The sequence below is a fragment of the Flavobacterium sp. MDT1-60 genome (genome assembly GCF_014844035.1).
Classification (GTDB): Bacteria; Bacteroidota; Bacteroidia; order Flavobacteriales; family Flavobacteriaceae; genus Flavobacterium.
The window spans coordinates 2,295,365-2,317,624 of record NZ_CP062159.1 but is presented as its reverse complement, the minus strand read 5'-3'; the positions used below and the strand labels follow the sequence as shown (position 1 = coordinate 2,317,624).

20 protein-coding genes and 3 tRNA genes are annotated in these 22,260 nt (G+C 35.3%); 16 read left to right on the top strand and 7 right to left on the bottom strand.

Features of this window, described 5'->3' with window-relative positions; translation table 11 throughout:
• Positions 1-6: 6 nt before the first annotated feature.
• Positions 7-867: an AraC family transcriptional regulator gene (locus IHE43_RS10060; RefSeq protein ID WP_192187808.1), complete on the bottom strand. Its 861-nt coding sequence runs from the start codon at positions 865-867 to the stop codon at positions 7-9.
• A 336-nt stretch (positions 868-1,203) separates the two neighbouring features.
• Between IHE43_RS10060 and IHE43_RS10055 the strand changes: the two genes are divergently transcribed.
• Positions 1,204-1,488 carry a hypothetical protein gene (locus IHE43_RS10055; protein WP_192187807.1) on the top strand — a complete coding sequence of 95 codons (285 nt, stop codon included), beginning with the start codon at positions 1,204-1,206 and terminating at the stop codon, positions 1,486-1,488.
• Between the two features lie 267 nt (positions 1,489-1,755).
• Here IHE43_RS10055 and IHE43_RS10050 read toward each other — a convergent pair.
• The 3 genes from IHE43_RS10050 to IHE43_RS10040 all read right to left on the bottom strand — a co-directional run bounded on the left by IHE43_RS10050 (position 1,756) and on the right by IHE43_RS10040 (position 2,034).
• Positions 1,756-1,829 (bottom strand) — tRNA-Arg (locus tag IHE43_RS10050).
• A gap of 31 nt (positions 1,830-1,860) precedes the next feature.
• Positions 1,861-1,935, bottom strand: a tRNA-Pro gene (locus IHE43_RS10045).
• Positions 1,936-1,950: 15 nt separating this feature from the next.
• Positions 1,951-2,034: transfer RNA gene (locus IHE43_RS10040), tRNA-Ser, on the bottom strand.
• Positions 2,035-2,272: 238 nt separating this feature from the next.
• Between IHE43_RS10040 and IHE43_RS10035 the strand changes: the two genes are divergently transcribed.
• Positions 2,273-3,451: an acetyl-CoA C-acyltransferase gene (locus IHE43_RS10035; protein WP_192187806.1), complete on the top strand. Its 1,179-nt coding sequence runs from the start codon at positions 2,273-2,275 to the stop codon at positions 3,449-3,451.
• 70 nt (positions 3,452-3,521) lie between these two features.
• A complete protein-coding gene (locus IHE43_RS10030) occupies positions 3,522-4,283 on the top strand; it encodes a C40 family peptidase (protein WP_192187805.1) in 762 nt (253 codons plus the stop codon).
• A gap of 87 nt (positions 4,284-4,370) precedes the next feature.
• Here the strand turns inward: IHE43_RS10030 and IHE43_RS10025 are convergent, their stop codons facing one another.
• Complete coding sequence (locus IHE43_RS10025) at positions 4,371-5,216, bottom strand: AraC family transcriptional regulator (RefSeq protein WP_192187804.1); 846 nt, start codon at positions 5,214-5,216, stop codon at positions 4,371-4,373.
• A 119-nt stretch (positions 5,217-5,335) separates the two neighbouring features.
• On the opposite strand from IHE43_RS10025, the gene IHE43_RS10020 reads away from it, so the two are divergent.
• From IHE43_RS10020 to IHE43_RS10000, 5 genes are all read left to right on the top strand, one after another.
• Complete coding sequence (locus tag IHE43_RS10020; protein ID WP_192187803.1) at positions 5,336-6,322, top strand: aldo/keto reductase; 987 nt, start codon at positions 5,336-5,338, stop codon at positions 6,320-6,322.
• A gap of 164 nt (positions 6,323-6,486) precedes the next feature.
• Positions 6,487-7,089 carry an NAD(P)H-dependent oxidoreductase gene (locus tag IHE43_RS10015; protein WP_192187802.1) on the top strand — a complete coding sequence of 201 codons (603 nt, stop codon included), beginning with the start codon at positions 6,487-6,489 and terminating at the stop codon, positions 7,087-7,089.
• 26 nt (positions 7,090-7,115) lie between these two features.
• Entirely contained in the window at positions 7,116-7,394 is a 279-nt protein-coding gene (locus IHE43_RS10010) for a putative quinol monooxygenase (protein ID WP_192187801.1), read from the top strand.
• A gap of 15 nt (positions 7,395-7,409) precedes the next feature.
• Positions 7,410-8,396, top strand: coding sequence for a zinc-dependent alcohol dehydrogenase family protein (locus IHE43_RS10005; protein ID WP_192187800.1), 987 nt, complete (start codon positions 7,410-7,412; stop codon positions 8,394-8,396).
• A gap of 53 nt (positions 8,397-8,449) precedes the next feature.
• Entirely contained in the window at positions 8,450-8,917 is a 468-nt protein-coding gene (locus tag IHE43_RS10000) for a DUF3291 domain-containing protein (RefSeq protein WP_192187799.1), read from the top strand.
• 124 nt (positions 8,918-9,041) lie between these two features.
• Here the strand turns inward: IHE43_RS10000 and IHE43_RS09995 are convergent, their stop codons facing one another.
• Positions 9,042-9,749 carry a class I SAM-dependent methyltransferase gene (locus IHE43_RS09995; RefSeq protein WP_192187798.1) on the bottom strand — a complete coding sequence of 236 codons (708 nt, stop codon included), beginning with the start codon at positions 9,747-9,749 and terminating at the stop codon, positions 9,042-9,044.
• 256 nt (positions 9,750-10,005) lie between these two features.
• Between IHE43_RS09995 and IHE43_RS09990 the strand changes: the two genes are divergently transcribed.
• Together IHE43_RS09990 and IHE43_RS09985 are read left to right on the top strand one after the other, a co-directional pair.
• A complete protein-coding gene (locus IHE43_RS09990; RefSeq protein WP_192187797.1) occupies positions 10,006-10,890 on the top strand; it encodes a LysR family transcriptional regulator in 885 nt (294 codons plus the stop codon).
• 242 nt (positions 10,891-11,132) lie between these two features.
• Positions 11,133-12,410 carry a DUF2130 domain-containing protein gene (locus IHE43_RS09985; RefSeq protein WP_192187796.1) on the top strand — a complete coding sequence of 426 codons (1,278 nt, stop codon included), beginning with the start codon at positions 11,133-11,135 and terminating at the stop codon, positions 12,408-12,410.
• Between the two features lie 123 nt (positions 12,411-12,533).
• Here IHE43_RS09985 and IHE43_RS09980 read toward each other — a convergent pair whose 3' ends face one another.
• Positions 12,534-13,304 (bottom strand): META domain-containing protein, encoded by a 771-nt coding sequence (locus tag IHE43_RS09980; protein ID WP_192187795.1) that lies wholly within the window; start codon positions 13,302-13,304, stop codon positions 12,534-12,536.
• A 293-nt stretch (positions 13,305-13,597) separates the two neighbouring features.
• On the opposite strand from IHE43_RS09980, the gene nirB reads away from it, so the two are divergent.
• The 6 genes from nirB to IHE43_RS09950 all read left to right on the top strand — a co-directional run bounded on the left by nirB (position 13,598) and on the right by IHE43_RS09950 (position 22,119).
• Positions 13,598-16,111 carry a nitrite reductase large subunit NirB gene (nirB, locus tag IHE43_RS09975; protein ID WP_192187794.1) on the top strand — a complete coding sequence of 838 codons (2,514 nt, stop codon included), beginning with the start codon at positions 13,598-13,600 and terminating at the stop codon, positions 16,109-16,111.
• Between the two features lie 125 nt (positions 16,112-16,236).
• Positions 16,237-16,617 carry a nitrite reductase small subunit NirD gene (gene nirD / locus IHE43_RS09970; protein ID WP_192187793.1) on the top strand — a complete coding sequence of 127 codons (381 nt, stop codon included), beginning with the start codon at positions 16,237-16,239 and terminating at the stop codon, positions 16,615-16,617.
• Between the two features lie 172 nt (positions 16,618-16,789).
• Complete coding sequence (locus IHE43_RS09965) at positions 16,790-17,374, top strand: DUF4202 domain-containing protein (protein ID WP_192187792.1); 585 nt, start codon at positions 16,790-16,792, stop codon at positions 17,372-17,374.
• 15 nt (positions 17,375-17,389) lie between these two features.
• Entirely contained in the window at positions 17,390-19,195 is a 1,806-nt protein-coding gene (locus IHE43_RS09960) for an ATP-binding protein (RefSeq protein WP_192187791.1), read from the top strand.
• A 684-nt stretch (positions 19,196-19,879) separates the two neighbouring features.
• On the top strand, positions 19,880-20,542 hold the full coding sequence (locus IHE43_RS09955; protein WP_192187790.1) for a response regulator transcription factor: 663 nt from the start codon (positions 19,880-19,882) through the stop codon (positions 20,540-20,542).
• A 98-nt stretch (positions 20,543-20,640) separates the two neighbouring features.
• Positions 20,641-22,119 (top strand): nitrate/nitrite transporter, encoded by a 1,479-nt coding sequence (locus tag IHE43_RS09950; protein WP_192187789.1) that lies wholly within the window; start codon positions 20,641-20,643, stop codon positions 22,117-22,119.
• The last annotated feature ends 141 nt before the right edge of the window (positions 22,120-22,260 follow it).

The window sequence follows — 22,260 nt, the reverse complement described above, 5'->3', positions numbered from 1 at the left end:
TATCTACTAACGAGAGATACTTGGTGCCTTCCCGTGAAATTCTTTGTAAATTCTGGAAAAGTGAGAAATATTTTCAAATCCTAAGGAATAACAAATATCTGAAACCGACAAAGCTGTAGTTTCCAGCATATCTTTTGCCTTTTCCAATCTTTTTTCTCTGATCCAGGTTGCCGGTGCCACATTGTATATATTCTGAAAATCTCTTTTAAAACTTGACAAACTTCTTCCGGAAAGATAAGCGAGTTCGGCAACAGAAACCGGTGAAGCATAATGCTGTTCTACCACATTACGGATATCAGTTCTTACAGGCTCGTGCAGCTGGAGAATTTGTAAAAACATATTTCGGTTACATTCCGCAACATCATAAAGTAATTCCATAATCTTCAGGCGAAGCTGTCCGGGATGAACCACAGAATAATCAAAAAAGTAAGGCTTTAGAGAATGGGCAAATGCAACCAAACATTCATTCATTGGATAAACTCCTGTCTTAATTTCTCCCTCAGGTTTTGATACCTTAATTTCTGAGGTTGATAAAAATGATTTTAGAACGTCATCTTTGATACTGAACATGAAACTATCGTAAATATTATCATTTTCAGCATTCCCGAATTTATGATACTTTACAGCAGTTGCTTTTTTAAGCAAAATCATATCATTCTTGCCTAACTTATATTCCTGTTTTCCATAAGTCAGAACAACGGATCCTTCCAATACAATTAAGAGCAAATGCTGTTCTAAATACATGATTCCTTTAACTTCAGTGCTGTGTATGCACTGCTCAATTACGGAACAGCCATCTAACATCAGGAAGTTTTGCGGAGCATCGCAGCCAATCAAAGAAGTTGGAACTTTAATCATTTTTTTCATACTACAACTATTAAAGTTATAAAGCAGTTTTAATTTCGTTTTGGAAATTCTTTTGGAATTAATCCTCAATATCATAACTTCAGTTACAAAGATACAAGCATTAAGAAAAACGTATTTTTCTTTTTAGTCCAAATATTTTGCTCTTTTAGTCCTTAAACAATTCATCCATTTATAAGTAGAAAATATTCTACTTATAGTAATTTAGAGAAATCTGTCCTTCTAAATCATATTTGTATAGATATTCGCAAATCAATAATTAATTTTTAGTTTCTGATATTAATTAAATAATAATCCAAAAAGCATCAATCTTCGTATATATAATTAAAGCAATTGTATATGGAATCTCATCTATCTTTTTTTATAAAAATTCTTCAGATACTTGCTGATAAATACAGCATGAGCTACACTTTAGAAGAGTTGACAAAACTTGTAACATCAGTTTCTAATGTTTCGAAATTTACTGATAATATTGTTACTGAAAGGAAAAATCAAGCAAAACTGCTAGATAGTTTAATCTTGCTGGATTATGATGGTTATATATTTCTTAATTCAGATACTAACGAAAGTTTAATAACGATAAAAGGTCTTATTAAAATAAATAATAAAATATTATGGAATTAACTTTTTTCAAAAAATTTGATATTAAAAGTGGTTCGAATCCTGTTACCTCATCGAACGCGGACATCGAACCAATTACATAAAAAAGTATAAGATAAGGACGTAAAAGCAGTAATTATAAAGGGTGCAGCAATTTCCTGATAAAGAAGGTTATTTTCGTTGAGTGGTGGTTAAAAAAACGACAAACAGCACATAACTCAAATAAAAATCAAATAATTGAAAATCAATTATTTAAAAACAAAAAAGCCACTCAAATTGAGTGGCTTTTCGTGAACGCAGAAGGATTCGAACCTTCGACCGCCTGCTTAGAAGGCAGGTGCTCTATCCAGCTGAGCTATGCGTCCATTTGTTTTAAAACTTATGGCAAAGTTTCTGTCGGGGTGGCAGGATTCGAACCTGCGGCCTCCTGCTCCCAAAGCAGGCGCGATAACCGGGCTACGCTACACCCCGAAGGCAAAAATTAAGCGGAGAGACAGGGACTCGAACCCTGGCGACGGTTACCCGTCGACAGATTAGCAATCTGCTCCATTACCGCTCTGGCACCTCTCCAAGCTCAAGGAACGTGTCCTGTTTTGCGGTTGCAAATGTAAGACAACATTCCATATCTCACAACTATTTCTACGCTTTTTTTAATCTTTTTTCAATCTTTTTTTTAAACCACTTCACAATCAAACGAATAGAATTAACAAAAAATTCATTTAAACTTAAAACTTAATCGAATTGATACAAAATTTGAAATTATTCAAATAAAGAGTAAATTTGCTTGATTAACTAATATTAACAGAAAATGAACAAAAGAGTTGTTATCGTTTCTGCCGTTAGAACACCTATCGGAAGTTTCATGGGAGGGTTATCTACCGTACCCGCACCAAAATTAGGTGCTGCCGCTATTAAAGGCGCACTTCAAAAAATTAACCTTGACCCAAAATTAGTTGATGAAGTATTTATGGGCAATGTTGTTCAGGCAGGAGTTGGACAAGCTCCCGCACGTCAGGCCGCGCTTTTTGCAGGTTTGTCTGAAGAAGTTGCCGCTACAACTGTAAACAAAGTTTGTGCTTCCGGAATGAAAGCTGTAATGTTTGCTGCACAGGCTATCGCTTGTGGCGATGCAGAAATTGTAGTTGCCGGAGGAATGGAAAACATGAGTTTGATTCCGCATTACGTGCAAATGCGTAACGGAACTAAATTTGGTCCTGCAACAATGCTTGACGGAATGCAAAAAGATGGTTTGACAGATGCTTACGATAACAACGCAATGGGAGTTTGCGCTGATTTATGTGCGTCTGAATACAACATCAGCCGTGAAGAACAGGATAATTTTGCTATTCAATCGTACGAAAGAAGTGCAAAAGCCTGGGATGCCGGAAAATTCGACAATGAAATTGTACCTGTTGAAGTTCCGCAAAGACGTGGTGAACCAATCATTGTTTCTAAAGACGAGGAATACACTAATGTAAAATTGGACAAAATTCCTTCATTAGCAGCTGTTTTTACAAAAGACGGAACTGTTACTGCCGCAAATGCATCGACAATAAACGACGGAGCAGCCGCTTTAGTTTTAATGTCTGAAGAAAAAGCAATTGCATTAGGATTAAAACCTTTAGCTTATATCAAAGGTTACGCAGATGCCGCTCAGGAACCAAAATGGTTTACTACAAGTCCGGCAAAAGCATTACCAAAAGCTTTAAACAAAGCTGGAATCGCAATTGGTGATGTTGATTATTTCGAATTCAACGAAGCTTTCGCTGTTGTTGGATTGGCCAATTCAAAAATTCTTAACTTAGATAACAATAAAGTAAACGTAAACGGCGGCGCTGTTTCATTAGGACATCCTCTAGGTTGTTCCGGAGCCAGAATCATCGTAACTTTACTTAATGTTTTAGAACAAAACAATGCCAAAACCGGAGCTGCTGCAATTTGCAATGGCGGTGGAGGTGCTTCTGCAATTGTTATCGAAAGAGCTTAAATAATAATACAATAGATTGGGAGTTATTGCTTTAAGTAACTCCCAATTTTCAACTTATAAATTACCCTAAATGTTCGGAATTTGCAATCTCGCCATAGTACCCGTTCGATCTGAACCAAGTGACAGAAGTGAAATCGTTACACAACTTTTGTTTGGTGAGCACATCGAAATTTTAGAACGCCAAAATCAGTGGGCACGAATAAAAATTCAGTTTGATGATTATGAAGGCTGGGTAGATTCTAAACAATATCAGGTAATTTCTGAAGCAAATTATAATCAGTTAAGCAAAGAAGCTATTATTCTAAATGCTGATTTGATTGACTACATTACTGCTCCGGAAAATTTGTTGTTGCCAATTCCGCTTGGCGCTTCCCTAACCTTTTTAAATAATAGCGAAATCAATACCTCAAACTTTGATTTTGAAGGAACAAAAACCAGCGGTGTCAAACCAAAAAGTGCTTTAATAAATACTGCTTTCATGTATTTGAATGCTCCGTATCTTTGGGGCGGAAAAACACCTTTCGGAATAGATTGTTCGGGTTTTACTCAAATGGTTTATAAATTAAACGGCTACAAAATACACCGTGACGCCTCACAACAAGCACTTGACGGAGAACCTCTAAGTTTTATTGAAGAAAGCGAAGCAGGAGATTTAGCCTTTTTCGATAACGACGAAGGAAACATCATTCATGTCGGCATTATTATGGAAAACAACTACATCATTCACGCCAGTGGAAAAGTACGCATTGACCGTTTAGACCACTTAGGAATTTACAATCCAGAATTGAATAAACATACACATAAACTTAGAGTTATAAAGAAAATCATTTAAAAACACAAGTTCCACGAAATAACACAAATTAAAAAATCATTTTAATCTGTGGCTAAAAAAATTCGTGCAAATTCGTGCAATCCGTGTTTACGCACTAATTCTAATCGTTTTCCTAAACTCCGAAGGGCTATTCCCTCGTTGCTTCTTGAAGAATTTATTGAAATGACTTTCATCCGTAAAACCAAATTCATAAGCAATTTCATTGATTCGTTTATCACTAAACTGCAAACGATGCTCAATCAACTTCGTTTTATAATTGCTGATATATTGTTGCATAGTTTCATCAGCATGTTTTTTAAAATAGCGTCCTAAATAAGTATTCGAAATTCCAAAATAATCACTTATTGATTCTGCTTTAATTTTCTCCGGATAATAAATATTCGTCTGAATATATTGCAAAATATCCATTGCTTTAGCTTCAGTTCCCACATTTACCTGTTCCGGCAAATACTTTGCAATATTTCTGGCAACGATAATAATCAAAGTATTAACCAATTGCTGAATCAACTCCTGATTGTAAACATCTTTATCCTGGTGTTCCCTAATAATAGCTTCTACCATTACTTTTACCAAACATTTATCAGCCTGATTTTTCAAAATACAGCCCGGCTGATGATTCGCATTTTGTAAGATATATTCTAAACGCTGAATATTTTCATTTTGCAGACTCGAATTTTTCAAATAAATATCATTGAATCTCAAAAAGAAAAACTTCGTTTCGGTCTCAATTGTAAAGTTATGGCAATCTTCAGGCGTCAATAAAAACATATGTCCCGCATCATATTTAAAAATATTTTTGTTGATGCATTGCGAGCCAGTTCCTCCCAAAATATAAACCAATTCAAAGAAATTATGGCGATCTCCAACATCCGGATATTCATCTAAAGTTTCAAAGGAGACGGTAAACGGCTCGTATAAGTTTTCTTTTTTCATGAGATGTAAATTATTTGAAGTTGCAAATTTACATAAAAAAGACAAATATATACAAGTTATCACTCTTAAAAATGGTATAATTTTGCCAAGTGAAATTTAAGATTTAAAAATACAACATTATGGAATATAGAAAATTAGGCAATACTGAACTTGAATTATCCACTATTACATACGGTGCATTTGCCATTGGCGGAAACATGTGGGGCGGAAACGAAAAGAAAGATTCAATCGATTCTATTCACGCCTCAATCGATCACGGCGTGACTACAATTGACACCGCTCCTTTTTATGGATTTGGTTTAAGCGAAGAAATGATTGGCGAAGCTTTAAAATCTCAAGACCGTTCAAAAGTGCAGTTATTAACCAAATTTGGTTTGGTTTGGGACGGAAGCAATAACGGAAAAGGCGATTTCTTTTTTGATGCTGATGACAACGGAAAAAAAATCCCAGTTTACAAATACGCTTCAAAAAACAATATTATTAAGGAAGTTGAAGAAAGCTTAAAACGCCTTCAAACGGATTATATCGATTTATTGCAAATTCACTGGCCAGATTCAACAACGCCAATTCACGAAACAATGGAAGCGCTTGAAAGTTTAATTCAACAAGGAAAAATCAAAGCAGCCGGAGTTAGTAATTATAGTGCTTCACAAATTCAGGAAGCGCAAAAAACAATTCAATTAGCATCAAATCAGGTTCCGTTTAGTATGTTAAATCGCAAAATCGAAACTGATTTAATTCCGTTAACCCTTGCAGAAAACATTGGAATTATCGCTTACAGTCCGATGGAAAGAGGTTTGTTAACCGGAAAATATTTCACGGACAGCAAACTGAAAGACAACGATCACAGAAATGGGTATTTCAGTCAGTTTGATCTTCAAAAAGTAAAAACTTTAGTCGAAGAATTAAGTTCTTTAGCAAATGCAAAACACATTTCGATTTCACAATTGGTTTTACGTTGGACAACGCTACAAAAAGGAATTACAATCATTTTGGCCGGTGCAAGAAATGCAGAACAAGCAATTTCAAACGCGAAAGCAATAGATTTTGATTTATCGGTTTCCGAATTAGAGTTCATTAACCAGGCTATTTCTAAAGTAAAATAAAAATATTTAAACACATTTTACAAAAACAATAAAAATAATTAGGGTGTGTCCCCGCAGAAAAAGCGGGGTCGGGCTTTCGGCTATATCTTTTGTTCCGTTCCACTTCACAAAAGGATACCGCCTCTATCCCTCACACTCACGAATTCATAAGAAGATATAAAGACATGAAGAAAATATTTATTATCAACGGAGGACAAAATTTTGCACATTCAGGCGGAAGATTCAACCAAACCGTTACCGATTGGACAATCGAATACTTAACAAACAGCAAGCAATTCGAAATCAAAACAACCAGCATAAAAGAAGAAATAGACCTGGATAAAGAAGTCGAAAAATTCGTTTGGGCCGATTTAGTGATTTACCACACCCCTATTTGGTGGTTTCAATTACCCAATCTTTTCAAAAAATACATTGACGACGTTTTTACAGCCGGCCACAACAAAGGAATTTACAAAAGCGACGGAAGAACAAGAACCAATCCGGACATTAATTACGGAACCGGCGGGCAATTACACGGTCGTAAATATATGCTAACCACAAGCTGGAATGCTCCTGCAACTGCTTTTACAATTCCGGAAGAATTTTTCGAAGAAACATCTGTAGATGATGGAGCTATGTTTGGTTTCCATAAAATGAATAAATTTGTAGGTATGGAAAAACTAGACAGCTTCCATTTCCACGACGTTGAAAAAGGTGCCACTGCCGAAAACATTGACATCTTTAAAGAAAATTATACGAAACATTTAGAAAAAACGCTTAACCTTTAACTTCTAACCCTTAACACTTTACAATCATGATATCTATTACTGCAATTATCAAAAGTAAACAGGAAAACATTGAACAAGTTCGAAACATGATTCATCATTTGGTTACCGAAACCAGAAAAGAAGCTGCATGCGTGCGTTACGACCTGCATACAACCGAAAATGTTTTTATCATTTGGGAAGAATGGAAAGATCAGGTAGGATTTGACACACACAATAATCAGCCTTACTTACTGGATTTTATTAAACAAAGTGAAAGTTTAGTTGCCTTGCCTATTCAGGTTTATAAAACAGTTCAAACACTTTAATCAAAAACAAAACTAATGAAAGCACTTTTCACAAATACATATGAATCCGATTTTGTAACAACTGAAATCGCAAAACCAAGTCCGAAAAAAGGAGAAGTTTTGGTAAAAATTTACGCAAGTGGCGTTAACCCAATCGATAATAAAATCAGATTAGGACTTTCGCCTTACGCATCACCTGTTTTGCCTGCAATTTTAGGAACTGACCTTGCCGGCGTTATTGAAGGAATCGGCGAAGGCGTTACCGAATTTAAAATTGGTGATGAAGTTTACGGACTTGCCGGAGGGGTTTTAGGCCTTCAGGGAACTTTAGCAGAATACACGGCTGTTGATGCAGATTTATTGGCTAAGAAACCGAAAAACTTAACCATGAAAGAAGCTGCCGGAATTCCACTCGTTTTACTTACTGCCTGGGAGGGTCTAATAGACAGGGCAAAAGTAAAAAAAGGCGATAAAGTTTTGGTGCACGCCGGAGCGGGCGGAGTTGGTCATATGGTCGTTCAGCTTGCCAAAATTTTTGGTGCCGATGTTTATGCAACTGTTTCATCTCAAAAAGCTGATATTGTAAAAGGATTTGGCGCAACGCCAATTGATTACAAAACAGAAACCGTTGAAGATTACGTAAATCAATATACGGACGGAAAAGGTTTTGATATTATTTACGATACTGTTGGCGGTCCATCGCTGGACGATTCATTCAAAGCTATTCGTCATTATGGACAAATTGCGAGTTGCTACGCCTTTGGAACCCATACTTTAGCAACAGGATCCCTACGTTCTGCAAGCTTGCATGGTATTTTTGTTTTACATCCGATGATTAGTGGAGAAGGTAGAAAACATCACGGAGACATTTTGAAAGAAACTACAAAACTAATTGAAGAAGGAAAATTAAAACCTCTTATCGACTCCAGACAATTTACTTTAGACAATGCTATAGAGGCTCACAAAGCCGTTAGCGATGGTTCTTCTGTCGGAAAAATTGTTATAGATATAACTAATCGCTAAAAATAATTACTCAAAAAACGATTAACTTGCTTCCTATTCAGAAACATACAAATATGAGTAACTATCATCTTGCCGAAATTAATATTGCCAAAATGAAAGGAGTCACGATAAATGATCCGATCATGAAAGAATTTGTAGACAATCTGGATCTTGTTAATACATTAGCCGAAAAAAGCGAAGGTTTTGTCTGGAGATTGAAAGACGACAGTTATAATGCGACCAATCTCAATCCGTATAATGATGAACAAATCATCGTGAATGTTTCAGTTTGGGAGAATATTGAGACTTTAGAGCATTATATGTACAAAACGTTTCATAGCGAGTTTTTAAGACGCCGTAAAGAATGGTTTCTTAAATTTGGGAAAGCAGCAACAGCAATGTGGTGGATCCCAAAAGGACATATTCCAACACTCGAAGAAGCCGTAGAAAAATTAGATTATTTACAGCAAAACGGCCCGTCGCAACTGGTTTTTGATTTTAAGAACAAGTTTTCTAAACCAGAATTAGAAAATAAAATATAAATAGTTTGCCACGAATTACACTAATTTCCACTAATTTTTTGTTTTGCAATAAAGCTTTGCTTTATTGCGAATGATAAACAAAATTTTAATTCGTGAAAATTAGTGTAATTCGTGGCAAACTTTTTTACTTAATCCCGCCAAAAGCACCAAAACACATATTCTTGTGTAAAATTTCAACGCTTGTAAAGCCAATTTTCTTCATCAAATCCAATTGATAGTTCATCGATCTTGGTGTGTCTTCTTTTTCGACATAATCCAAAACTTTCTGACGGTATTCTGCACCACCAATTCCCTCTAAATAATCACCATAACGTTGCCAGGTATATTCATTTAATAAGTCAGTATCCTGCGTAATCAAATCCGAAATCATAAAACATCCTCCGGGTTTCAATAATTTGAATATTTTAGTAAAAGTCGTTTCCCAATCTTCATCATCTCTTAAATGATGCAAAACCGCTCCGGCCAAAATAATATCAAAATGATTTTCCGGTAATTCAACTTCACGAATATCGCCTTGCTTCACTTCTACCCGACCGTTGGTTTCTACTGAAACCCTTTCAAAAGCTTTATCTAACATGGGCAAACTCAAATCAACCAAAGTGCAATTTAAATTGGGCAACTTAGACAACATTTTCAAAGTATAATTCCCGGCACCACAGCCAATATCCAAAACATTGATAGCATTCGGAACAATCCTTTTGGACGCTTCCGTAATTAATTCTAAAGAAATGGTAGCGTCGATTGTAGCGACTTGCCCCGTTTCTAAATTTGAAAATCGTTCGACATCATTATCAAACCGTTCCCTGATCTCTTCAATAGTTGATTTTTTCATAATTTTATTTTTTACTTTGAGTTTTAAGTTTCACGCAGATTTAAAAAAGATTTAAGCAGATTAAAAAGGATTTTTTCTTTTGATATATTCATCTACAGCTTTAAAATAAATTTAAAAATTTTGCATCAAAAATATCTGCGCCAATCTGCTTAAATCTGTTTAAAATCTGCGTGAAAATTTTTTTATCAAAACTAGCATTATGATATATACTTCAAAAATACTTATTTTGTCAATTATTAATACTTAATAGGTATTTATGGAATTACGTAACTTAAAATATTTTTTGGCTGTAGCCGAAGAATTAAACTTTACTAAAGCTGCTGAAAAATTATTTATCTCGCAACCGCCTTTAAGCAGGCAGATTATGGAATTGGAAGAAGAACTCCAGGCGCGTTTATTCAATCGAAATAATAAAAAAGTTGAACTTACTGAAGCAGGAAAATATTTTGAAAAAGAAGTAAAAGAACTTTTTCAGAATTTGGAACGCATTTCCTTAAAAGCAAAAAAAATAGCAGAGAATGTTTCAGGAGAATTCAGAATTGCCTATATCAGTTCGATTTATTCGTCTGTAATTTCAGATTTGATTAAACAACTGAAAGAGCAATTTCCATACGTCAATTTTAAACTTTTTGAAGTATCGACAACCAAACAAATCTTAGCTTTGGAACAGGGGAAAATTGACTTGGGAATTATTCGATCCCCTGTAAAATCTCCTAAAATAAAATCGCAATTGTGGTTTCAGGATGGTTTTTCGGTAGTTTACAATAAGAGTTTGATTCAAATTAACTCTGAAGAAGAGATTCCGAATTTAAAAGACGAAACTTTTGTGTTTTTCAATAAAGATTACGCCCCGCATTATCATGAAGTTTTATTGGAGCTTTGTGCATTTTATGGATTTGAACCCAAAATCATTCACGAATCAAACAACATCAATTCAATTGTTCAATTGGTAAAAAATGGCTTGGGAATTTCGATTGTTCCCTCCAACATTGCGAAGAATAATTCGGATACAAAAATTGGTTTTATAGAATTGAAAAAAGTCAATTTATTTACTGACGTTTCACTAATAACCTCAAAAGAAGACGATTCTGAAATCACAAAATCTGCAGTTGAGTTTTTATTGAATTTTTCTAAAAAATAAGTTTGCCAGTAATTACACGAATTTTCACGAATTAATTTAGAACTATGGAAATCCGTAAAATTTAAAAGCTAAGAGTAATTAAATTGCACGCATTATGAAGGACGAACACAAAATAATTTAGTGGAAATTCGTGCAGTTCGTGGCAAAAAATCGTTACAATTTATCACCACTTACTTTGCACTTAAAAGAGAACTTTTAAATACCTTAGCAAATTATAATTCTCGTTAAAAAATCAACAAAAAATGGCTGAGCAATCTTCAATTATATGCCCAAATTGCGGGACACCAATCGACGTAAACGATGTTTTAAAACATCAGTTAGAAGATAGTATCCGTAAAGAATTTCAACAAAAAGCCAATACTCAAACCAGAGAACTGGAACTTAAAAATGAGCAATTCGAAAAAGCCAAAGCCGACTTTGAAGCGAAAAAGAAACAGGAAAATGAACTTTTCGCTGAACGTTTAGAACGCGAAAAAAAGACAGCTGAAAAAGAAATTACCGAAAAACTAAAAACCAAACTCGAAGAAGAAAATAAAGATCGTTTGACGTTGATGGAAAAAGAACTTTCTGAGAAATCAGAAAAACTTCGGGAATTGAATAAAATGACGGGCGAAATCGCAAAACTACAACGTGAAAAACTGGAAATGAAAGAAGCGATCGAAGCTGAAGCGCAAAAACAACTGAACGCTACTTTGGTTTTGGAGCGTGATAAAATCCGCAAACAGGAAGAAGAAAAAAACGAACTTAAAATAAAAGAATACCAGAAACAATCTGACGATCAGAAAAAGCTAATCGAAGAAATGAAACGCAAGCAGGAACAAGGTTCTATGCAATTGCAAGGCGAAGTAATGGAATTAGCGATCGAAGAATGGCTGGCGAATAATTTCCCGCTTGACAGTATTGATGAAGTTAAAAAAGGTGCCAACGGTGCAGATTGTCTTCAGATTGTAAACACACGTGAACTGCAAAATTGCGGTTCTATATATTACGAAAGCAAACGTACCAAAGCTTTTCAGCCAGCCTGGATTGAAAAATTTAAAAATGATATTCGAACCAAAAGAGCCAATATCGGTGTTTTAGTCACTGAAGTAATGCCCGCCGGAATGGACCGAATGGGAATGCGTGACGGTATCTGGATCTGTACCTACGAAGAATTTAAAGGTTTGAGTGCCGTGTTACGTCAATCTTTAATTCAGGTAAGTCAGGCGGTTCAGGCGCAGGAAAACAAAGGCGATAAAATGTCAATGTTGTATGACTTTTTAACGAGCAATGAATTCCGCTTGCAGATCGAAGGAATCGTAGAAGGTTTCACCCAAATGCAAGGTGATCTTGATGCCGAAAAAAGAGCGATGCAAAGAATCTGGAAACAACGCGAAAAACAAATCGAAAAAGTAGTTCATAATACTTTAGGAATGTACGGATCGATTCGTGGTATTGCCGGAAATGCAGTTCAGACGGTGCGCGCTTTAGAACTGGATTTTATTGAAGAGGAAAACGAAGATCCTAAGGAATTGGAATAACTGCTTAATGGCACACGGATGAGACGGATTCGCTAAAGCGAAGACACGGATTTATACTGATTTTTATTTTTTTCGTACCGTATTGTCATTCCGAGAAACTATTCGATAACATCATATATGTAATTAATCAACCTTCCTAAAAACCAATAATTTCCCTGAAGGATTTGAAAGCGTCAATCGATTATCGCCAATTGAATATGTCGTGGTACTTTGAAGCGCTTTTGTAAATTCGCTTTCTTTATTACCAGGCGCGCAGGCCATTAGAGTCGAAATTACTTTGGTAAATCGTAATACGTCTTTTTCATAGAATAGTGTTCCGCTGATCGAATTACAGCCCCCAAAACCCATAAATGTATTTTCCTGTGCATGAATTTCGATTCTTGGTAACTCCTTTTGATAATCGGCTATAAAAACTTTATAACCGTTTAATTCTTCCAGAACCCAAATATCGTGCAGGCGATAATCGGTGATATATTTTCCACAGCCTTGTACTTTTTTAGACTCCAGTTCTGAATTGTTTTTAATTTCAACTGATACTCTATAAGGTGAAATTGCACCGGACATTGAATCCTGACAATCCAATTGCTGAATGGTAACTGTTGCGGTTGCCTTTTCATTACTTAGTTTATACATTTTGACATTGGCATCCATTGCCTTAATCGGTTCAACCGATGAAAAAATGATTTTCTCTTTACCTGGAATCAATGAAGTAAAAATGGTTTGTTCCTTCCCTAGTGTTATTCCCCAAAAAGGTTCATTTCCGGTTGCTTTAAAATAGATGGTCATATCGGCTTCCTGAGTGTTAGATGTCGTAGCATCTGAAACTAATCCTGATGTTGGTTTACAGCTTGTTATTAAAGACAATAAAAACAAGAGTGAAACTATTTTTTTCATGAGATTTCTATTTAAGAATGAATTTGATTTTGAGAAACAAATCCAAAAATTCAATTGAATTTACGACAATTTTTCGAAATCCTTATTTAGAATCCTTTCAAATTTAAGAAAATCTGTACCAAATTGATAAAATATAAAAGGATGAAAAACCGCCTGAAATCCGCACTACTTAAGAGATTACGATAAAATACGTATTTGTTAACGTTATTTTTCTAACAAAAAAGCAAGCTTATTACGTATTTCTATAAGTATAAATACTTATATTTGCGTAGTAATACTTAATTAAAGGAATCATGATAAGAGTAATAGTAGTTGGAAACGGCATGGTTGGTTATAAATTTTGCGAAAAATTCATTGCAAAATCAGGACAGGAAAAGTATCAGATTACCGTTTTTGGTGAAGAGCCAAGACGTGCTTACGATCGTGTTCACTTAAGTGAATACTTTGGCGGCAAAACAGCAGATGACTTGTCAATGTCAACAAGCGAATGGTACGCAGAAAACAATATTACTCTGAATACTTCTGAATTAATTACAGATATTAACAGAACAGAAAAAACAATACATACGCATTTAGAAAAAACACATACGTACGATTACTTAGTTCTTGCCACAGGATCTTCTGCATTTGTACCACCGATCGACGGGGTTGAAAAAGAAGGTGTTTTTGTATACAGAACCATCGAGGATTTAGATGCGATTATGGCTTACGCCAAAAAAATAAAACAAAAAGGGGCTACAGAAGCGGCAGTTTTAGGTGGCGGATTATTAGGTCTTGAAGCTGCAAAAGCAGTTCGTGATTTAGGTTTAAATCCACATGTAGTCGAATTTGCTCCAAGATTGATGCCGAGACAATTGGACAAAGGCGCCAGCGACATGTTGCAGTCTAAAATTGAAGAATTAAATATTGGCATCCATTTAAACAAGGCCACACAATATATTGACGGAAAAGAATGCATAACGGGAATGATGTTTGCCGATGACGAATTGTTAAAAGTAGACATGTTGGTTATATCTGCCGGAATAAAACCTCGCGACGAATTAGCCAGAGTTTCAGGATTAGAAGTCGGTTTACGAGGCGGTGTTGTGGTAAACAATCAGATGCAAACATCAGATCCTTCTATTTATGCGATTGGCGAAGTGGCTTTATACAATCAAAACATTTACGGACTTGTTGCTCCAGGTTACGAAATGGCCGATGTAGCCGCTGAGCAAATCTTAAATGGTTCTAAAACCATGAGAGAAACCATCGATATGTCGACACAATTGAAATTAATTGGTGTTGAAGTTGCGAGTTTTGGTGATCCTTTTATCGAAAATAACGATGTAACTGCCATTATTTATGAAAATAAATTATCAGGTGTTTACAAAAGAATCAACGTTACTAAAGATTCTAAAACCTTATTAGGCGGAATCCTGGTTGGAGATTCAAGCGATTACAATTCTTTATTTCAGATTTACAGCAATGCTATGGCTTTGCCTAAAAATCCGGAAGATTTGATTTTAGGCTCAAGAGACGGTTCTGAAGGTTCAAGTTTAGGAAGCGTTATGGATTTACCGGATACTGCGGTAATCTGCTCTTGCGAAAATGTAACAAAAGGTTCTATTTGCTGTTCGCTTTTAGATGAAACCTGTTCCAGTTTTTCAGATGTTGTAAAACATACCAAAGCAACTTCTGGTTGTGGAGGCTGTAAACCAATGGTTTATGACCTGGTAAAAGCAACTCAAAAATCATTAGGAAAAGAAGTAAAAGAGGTTATCTGCGAACATTTTGCTTATACAAGACAAGAACTTTTCGATTTGGTAAAAATCAACAAATACGAGAATTTTTATGACGTGATCGATCATCATGGAAAAGGTGACGGCTGTGAAGTTTGTAAACCGGTCGTGGCTTCTATTTTCTCCAGTATTTACAATGATACTGCCAACAAACACGTTACAACACAAGATACAAACGATAGATTTTTAGCCAATATTCAACGAAACGGAACGTATTCAGTTGTACCTAGAGTTGCCGGTGGAGAAATTACGGCTGAGAAACTAATTGTTATAGGTGAAGTAGCCAAACAATTCGATTTATATACTAAAATTACCGGCGCACAGCGTGTTGACTTATTCGGAGCCCATTTGAATGATCTTCCAAAAATCTGGAAAATCTTAATTGATAATGGTTTTGAAAGCGGTCACGCTTACGGAAAATCACTTCGTGCCGTTAAAAGCTGTGTCGGAAACGCATGGTGTCGTTACGGAATGGATGACAGCGCCGGATTTGCAATTGAATTAGAAAACAGATATAAAGGAATTCGTTCTCCTCACAAATTAAAAGGTGGTGTTTCGGCCTGTATTCGTGAATGTGCCGAAGCCCGCGGAAAAGATTTTGGTTTAATTGCTGTTGAAGGCGGATGGAATCTATACATCGCCGGAAATGGTGGGGCAAATCCAAAACACGCTGTTTTATTAGCTGAAAAAATTGATAAAGAAACGGTTATCAAATACATGGATCGCTTTTTAATGTATTACATCCGTACGGCTGGTCCGCTAATCAGAACTTCAACCTGGTTAGAAAAACTAGACGGTGGTTTAGAGTATTTGAAAGAAGTAATTATTGAAGATAGCTTAGGCATCTGCGAAACCTTAGAAGCTGAAATGCAAACTCTGGTAAACACTTTTGAATGCGAGTGGAAACAAGTATTAGAAAAACCAAGATTATTAAAACGTTTCAGTCATTTTGTAAACTCTGAAGAGAAAGATGACAATGTTGTTTTTGTTCCGTTAAGAGATCAAAAAGCGCCAAAAGCCTGGTCGTAACAGCTCCAAAAAAAAAAAAAAAATCACAAACGTTTGCTGTCCTCTTACCCTCTTTTTTACTGCGCCATCAAACTCTCTTGATTGTAAAAAGAGGGATAAGAAACAGGAACCAAAAATTTACTCAAATGGAAGAAATCTTAAGTCAATACGAAACAGTACATCCAAACGATGCTACAATTTGGTTCAAAGCTGGAAAAGTAGAAGATTTTCCGACCAACCGCGGGGGCTGCATCAAATACAAAAACAAGCAAATTGCGATTTTTAATTTTACGCGTCGCAATGAATGGTACGCTTGTCAAAATGCATGTCCGCATAAAATGGAAATGGTTTTGGCCAGAGGAATGACAGGATCTGCAGATGATATTCCGAAAATTGCGTGTCCCATGCACAAAAAAACTTTTTCATTGGTTGATGGTTCAAACTTAAATGGAGATGACGATTTAAAAATTGCAACGTATCCGGTTAAAGTTGTTGAAGATGAAGTATTCGTTGGGTTTGTAGATTAGACTTTAAGAGGCAAGAAACAAGAAGCAAGATTTGAAAAATGCAACCTTTAATATTGGATGTAAATTTTAACCTTTTTCCTCTTGCTTCTTGCTTCTTGCCTCTCACTTTCGACTTTAGACTTTCGACTTCTCTACTAATTCCGTATATTTGAAATCTATTACTAAACCAACAATGAATACACCTTTTCAAAAAGCAAGTGAATGGATTGATGCCGAAAACGCACAGGATCCAAATATCGAAATCGATCAAAACAACGAATATCCTAAAGAATTACTTTATTCAAACAGGATGTACGAAAGGTTGATGCAATTTGAGCCTGAAGCTTCAGAAGAAGTTCAGATCGCTTCAAAAGCACAACATATCTGTCGATGGAAAGTCGCTCGAGAATCGTACCCAATGGATCGTGTGGGCTACTTGCGATGGAGAGAAGAATTGAAAAAATTTCACGCCAAGCTTACTGCTGAAATCTTAGAAAAAGCAGGATATAAACAAGATTTTATTGATCGCGTTTCTTTTTTAATCGAAAAGAAGTTACTTAAAAAAGATGCCGAAACACAATTGCTTGAAGATGTTATTTGTTTGGTATTTTTAGAATATTACCTGGATCCTTTTGTACACAAACACGATGCCGAAAAACTAAAGAATATCATCAAAAAAACATGGGATAAAATGTCAGATAAAGGGCATCAGGAAGCCTTAAAAATCAACTATTCTGAAGAAAATCTAAACTTGATAAAAGCATCTTTAGGACTGTAATCTGATTTTTTTATTATGAAGAAGAGCAATCAGGAAGCTGCAGAGAAAATTACTTTCAAAAATTTACGCCGACTGTATTTTTTTGCACTCTGGACTATTGCTGTAACCATCATTTTAAGTCAGGTTTTAGTTCAATATAATTTAAAACAACAGTTTAGCGATTCTAAAATCATCAATATTTCAGGGAAGCAAAGAATGCTGAGCCAGAAAATTGTCAAAGAAGTTTTGATTTTACATTATGTTTCTGACACTACTTCTCAAAAACAGATTTCCCATCTAAAAAATGTTTTATCACTTTGGAAAAACAATCAGAATTCACTCGAAAACGGAAGTGATAGTCTGGCTTTTCCAAAAGAAAAGAGCGAGACTCTTGATAAATTTTACCTTGAAATAAAACCAAGCTTCAATAGTATTGTAAAAACCACCGATTTGTTTCTGCTAAATTTAGAGCAGAAAAACACATCCGCTGATAATCAAAAACTGGTTAGGATTATTCTAAAAAACGAAGGTGTTTTTCTTTCGAAAATGAATCAGATTGTAAGTCAGTACGATCTTGAAGCACACGAAAAAGTTACCGAACAGCGCAGAATCGAATATTGGATTTTTGCCTTTACCCTATTTATTTTGCTGCTGGAGTTTTTCTTTATTTTCAAACCTACCAACAAAAAAATTGAGAGACTAATTGCCAAACTTTTATCTTCTGAAAAGAAAGCCCTAAAACTCGCTTACGACACCGAGATTATCAGTGAAATAAAGGAAAACTCCGTTAAAGAATTAAAATCGCTCAATTATGCGATGGAAAATACGCTGCTCTATTGCCGTATTGCTCCTGATGGTTCTATTATTCATATTGGAGAAAAATTTGCCAAACTTTTAAACTACACCAAGTTTTCGTCCAACAAAAAATTCTCTGAAGTTTTAACTACTGACGAAAAAGAACAATTAAATATTGATCGCATCATTTTTGAGAAACAGCGCAGTGGCTGGCAGGGTGAAATTAATATTATCAATAAGGAAGGACAAAATATCTGGCTGGATTTATCAATGGTTCCGGTTACCATAAAAAAAGACGAATTAGAACTTTTGATTATTTGTTTCAACATTACCGAACGCAAAAAAGCGCAACGCGAAGTCGAACGTCTGAATATTGAAAACAGTACCGAAAAAATCAATCAGCAAAAAGTTATTTCAAGTAAAATTGTCGAAAATCAGGAAAACGAACAAAACCGAATTGCCAAAGAAATTCACGACGGAATTGGGCAAATGTTAACTGGTTTAAAATTTAGTCTGGAAAGCATCAATTTGGATGACAAAGAAAAATCGGCACAAAAAATTGAATATTTAAAGAAACTATCGCTTGATATTATCAAAGGAGTTCGCACGGCAACTTTCAACTTAATGCCTCCGGAATTAAGCGATCACGGCATTGTTTCATCCTTAGCAAAATTAACTCAGGAACTATCAAAACTAACCGGAAAAGAAATTCTGTTTTATAATAAAACCGATTTTAGTCAGCGTTTGGATTCTCTAATTGAAATCAACATTTATCGTCTTACACAGGAAGCAATAAACAATGCCATAAAATACGCTGAATCTTCACATATTATAGTTCAGCTTTCACATAGCAGTACTTTACTAAGTATCATTGTTGATGACAATGGTAAAGGTTTTGATGTAGCCGCTGTCGATAAAAAACGAAACAGCGAATCCGGAATGGGAATGTTGTTTATGAAAGAAAGAATTCAATACATCAACGGGCGCGTTTTCTTTAAATCGATTCCGGGTGAAGGAACGAGGATTACTTTTAATATTCCTATCTGATAATGTGGTAATTAGGAAATTTGATAATTAGATAATTTCTAGTTTGCTATTTAAAATTCCTACTGCACACAAACTTGTCATTTCGAGGAACGAGAAATCCCCGCAAGTAACTCCGCAATCAAAATCGCCAATCTTTGTTGAGCTACTAGTGTGATCCTTCCTCCGGATGACAAGATTGAACAAAAAATAACCCATCAACAGCGTTATTTTCACATTATCTAATTCCCACATTATCTAATTATCTAATTCCCTTTATCAGGGCGAGACAGCATTAGAGAAAGGGGCTTAAAATACTTTGTCTACAGCAGCCCCTTTCTCTAATACTGTCGGGCTGTCCACGCTACTTCGGTAGCCAGTTCCCATCCCTCTCGCGGCAAACGTTTTCAAAAGATTTATAAAGTTATTACAAGTTCTAAAATTCAATGTTGGCTTCAGTTTTATACAATAATAAGAAACTCGCAATCAAAATTACCAATCCTCGTCTAGCTATTATCGGATTTTCCTTTATCAATCACAAGATTGGACAAAAAAATAACGGATTAACAACGTTATTTTCACATTATCAAATTCCAACATTATCTAATTATCTAATTGACCCATTATCTAATTTAAAAAATTACGTATATTAGCATCTTCTATATAGATGAATATACGTAAAAATTCAGAATCAAAATTAAGTAAAATATGAGTGCTACTATTCGAGTTGTTCTAGCTGATGATCATGTATTTGTAAGAGATGGGATAAAATCTTTACTGGAAAACGAAGCAAACATTGAGGTTGTAGGCGAAGCAATTGATGGTGCCGATGCTCTTGAAGTTGTTGCTGACAGTAAACCAGATTTACTTATAGTAGATATTCGTATGCCAAACTTAACTGGTATTGAGGTAGTAGAAAAACTTAGAAGCGACAATAATGAGGTGAAAATCATTATGCTTTCTATGCACGAGTCTGAAGAATACGTATTGAAATCGATTAAAGCCGGAGCCGATGGTTATTTACTAAAAGGTTCAAGTAAAGAAGAATTCCTAAAAGCTCTTCATACTGTTGCTGCAGGCGGAAAATATTTTAGCGGAGACATTTCTTCTATACTTATTGGACAATTAACAACAAACTCTTCTACTTCATTAGAACCTAAGCAAAATTTAGGCGAAGAAATGATGATTACCAAAAGAGAAAAAGAAATCCTGACACTTTTATTATCCGGAAAAGGAAATAAAGAAATTGCCGAAGCCCTTGATATCAGTAAACGAACTGCAGAAGTACATCGTTTTAACCTGATGAAGAAACTGAAAGTTAAAAACTTAATGGAACTTTCGAATAAAGCCACCGAGTATTCTTTATTATAAAAACTACGTATAATTACGTAATTATTTTTCAAAAACTGCGTTTTCGCAGTTTTTAACTACGTTATAGTACTTATTTTTGTTAAAAAATATTAAGTGCTATGAAAAATACAAACTCACTCTCGCAATCACACAAGATTTTATTTTTAAATACCCTGGCTTTCACTGTGTGTTTTGCCTGTTGGACACTAAATGGCGTTTTAGTAACCTTTTTAGTTGATAATGGCATTTTCCACTGGAGCGTTGTTCAGGTGGGATGGCTTCTTGGAATTCCAATTCTTACGGGTTCTATTATGCGTTTACCAATTGGTATCCTTACTGATAAGTTTGGAGGGAAATATGTTTTCTCATTATTGCTTCTCCTCTGCTCGATTCCTTTGTTTTTACTGCCTTTTGCAGATAGTTTTATAACATTTGCTTTGCTAAGTTTTTTATTCGGAATGGTAGGTACCAGTTTTGCTGTCGGAATTGGATATACTTCAATTTGGTATCCAAAAGAATGGCAGGGACGCGCTTTGGGAATCTTCGGAATGGGGAATGCCGGTGCCGCAATCACCACTTTTTTAGCGCCTTCATTACTAAATCATTTTTCTATAGAAGATCCTCAAAATGGCTGGAAAATACTTCCTGTAATTTATGGTATAGCTTTGGTTGTTATTGGAATTGCTTTTTTAATTTTTGCCAAAAACAAGAAAATAGAAAACAATACAAAGAGTGTTTCTCAAATGCTTCAATCTCTTAAATCTGCTCGCGTTTGGCGCTTTGGAGCTTATTACTTTTTAGTTTTCGGATGTTTTGTGGCTTACTCACAATGGTTATTGCCGAATTTCATGAACGTGTATCAAACAAGTTTAGTGATGGGTGGATTATTTGCAACACTTTTCAGTTTGCCTTCTGGTGTAATCAGAGCTTTTGGAGGTTATTTGTCTGATAAATTTGGAGCCAGAAAAGTGATGTATTGGGTTTTAAGCTCTTCAGTAATTTTAAGCGCTTTATTGATGATTCCCAAAATGGAAATTACTACAACCGGACCTGGAGTTTTAGCCAGCAAAAAAGGAGTTATCACTGCTGTTTCTGATCAAAATATTAAAGTTGGTGATACTGATTTTGCCGTTGCTCAAAAGAAAGAAACCGAAAGTGAAAATGCTATTTTCCCAACCAGAACTTCATGGCAGCAAGTGGTTGTTCAACAAAACCAAACGGTAAAGAAAAAAGAATTACTGGCAAAAGGAATTACAGTAATTAAATTCGATGCCAATATGTGGGTTTTTCTTGTTTTGGTTATCCTAATCGGGATTTCCTGGGGAATTGGAAAAGCAGCGGTTTACAAACATATTCCGGAATATTTTCCGACTGAAGTTGGTGTTGTTGGCGGAATGGTTGGAATGATTGGTGGTTTGGGCGGTTTCTTTGGGCCAATTATCTTTGGATATTTGCTAACCTCAACCGGAATCTGGTCAAGTTCATGGATTTTTATTTTAGTGTTTTCAGTTATTTGCCTGATTTGGATGCATTATACCATCACCAAAATAATGAACGAAAAACAGCCTGTTTTAGCCCGTGTAATTGACAGACAATAATCCATTTATTAAATTAATTTTACTATATTTAACAAACTAAACTCGACGAAAGTCAGATAGTTCTAATTCTCTCTATTAAAAGGAGCTTTTGATTCATTTCAAAAGCTCCTTTTATTTTTTTTAATTTCATTATCCTATCAC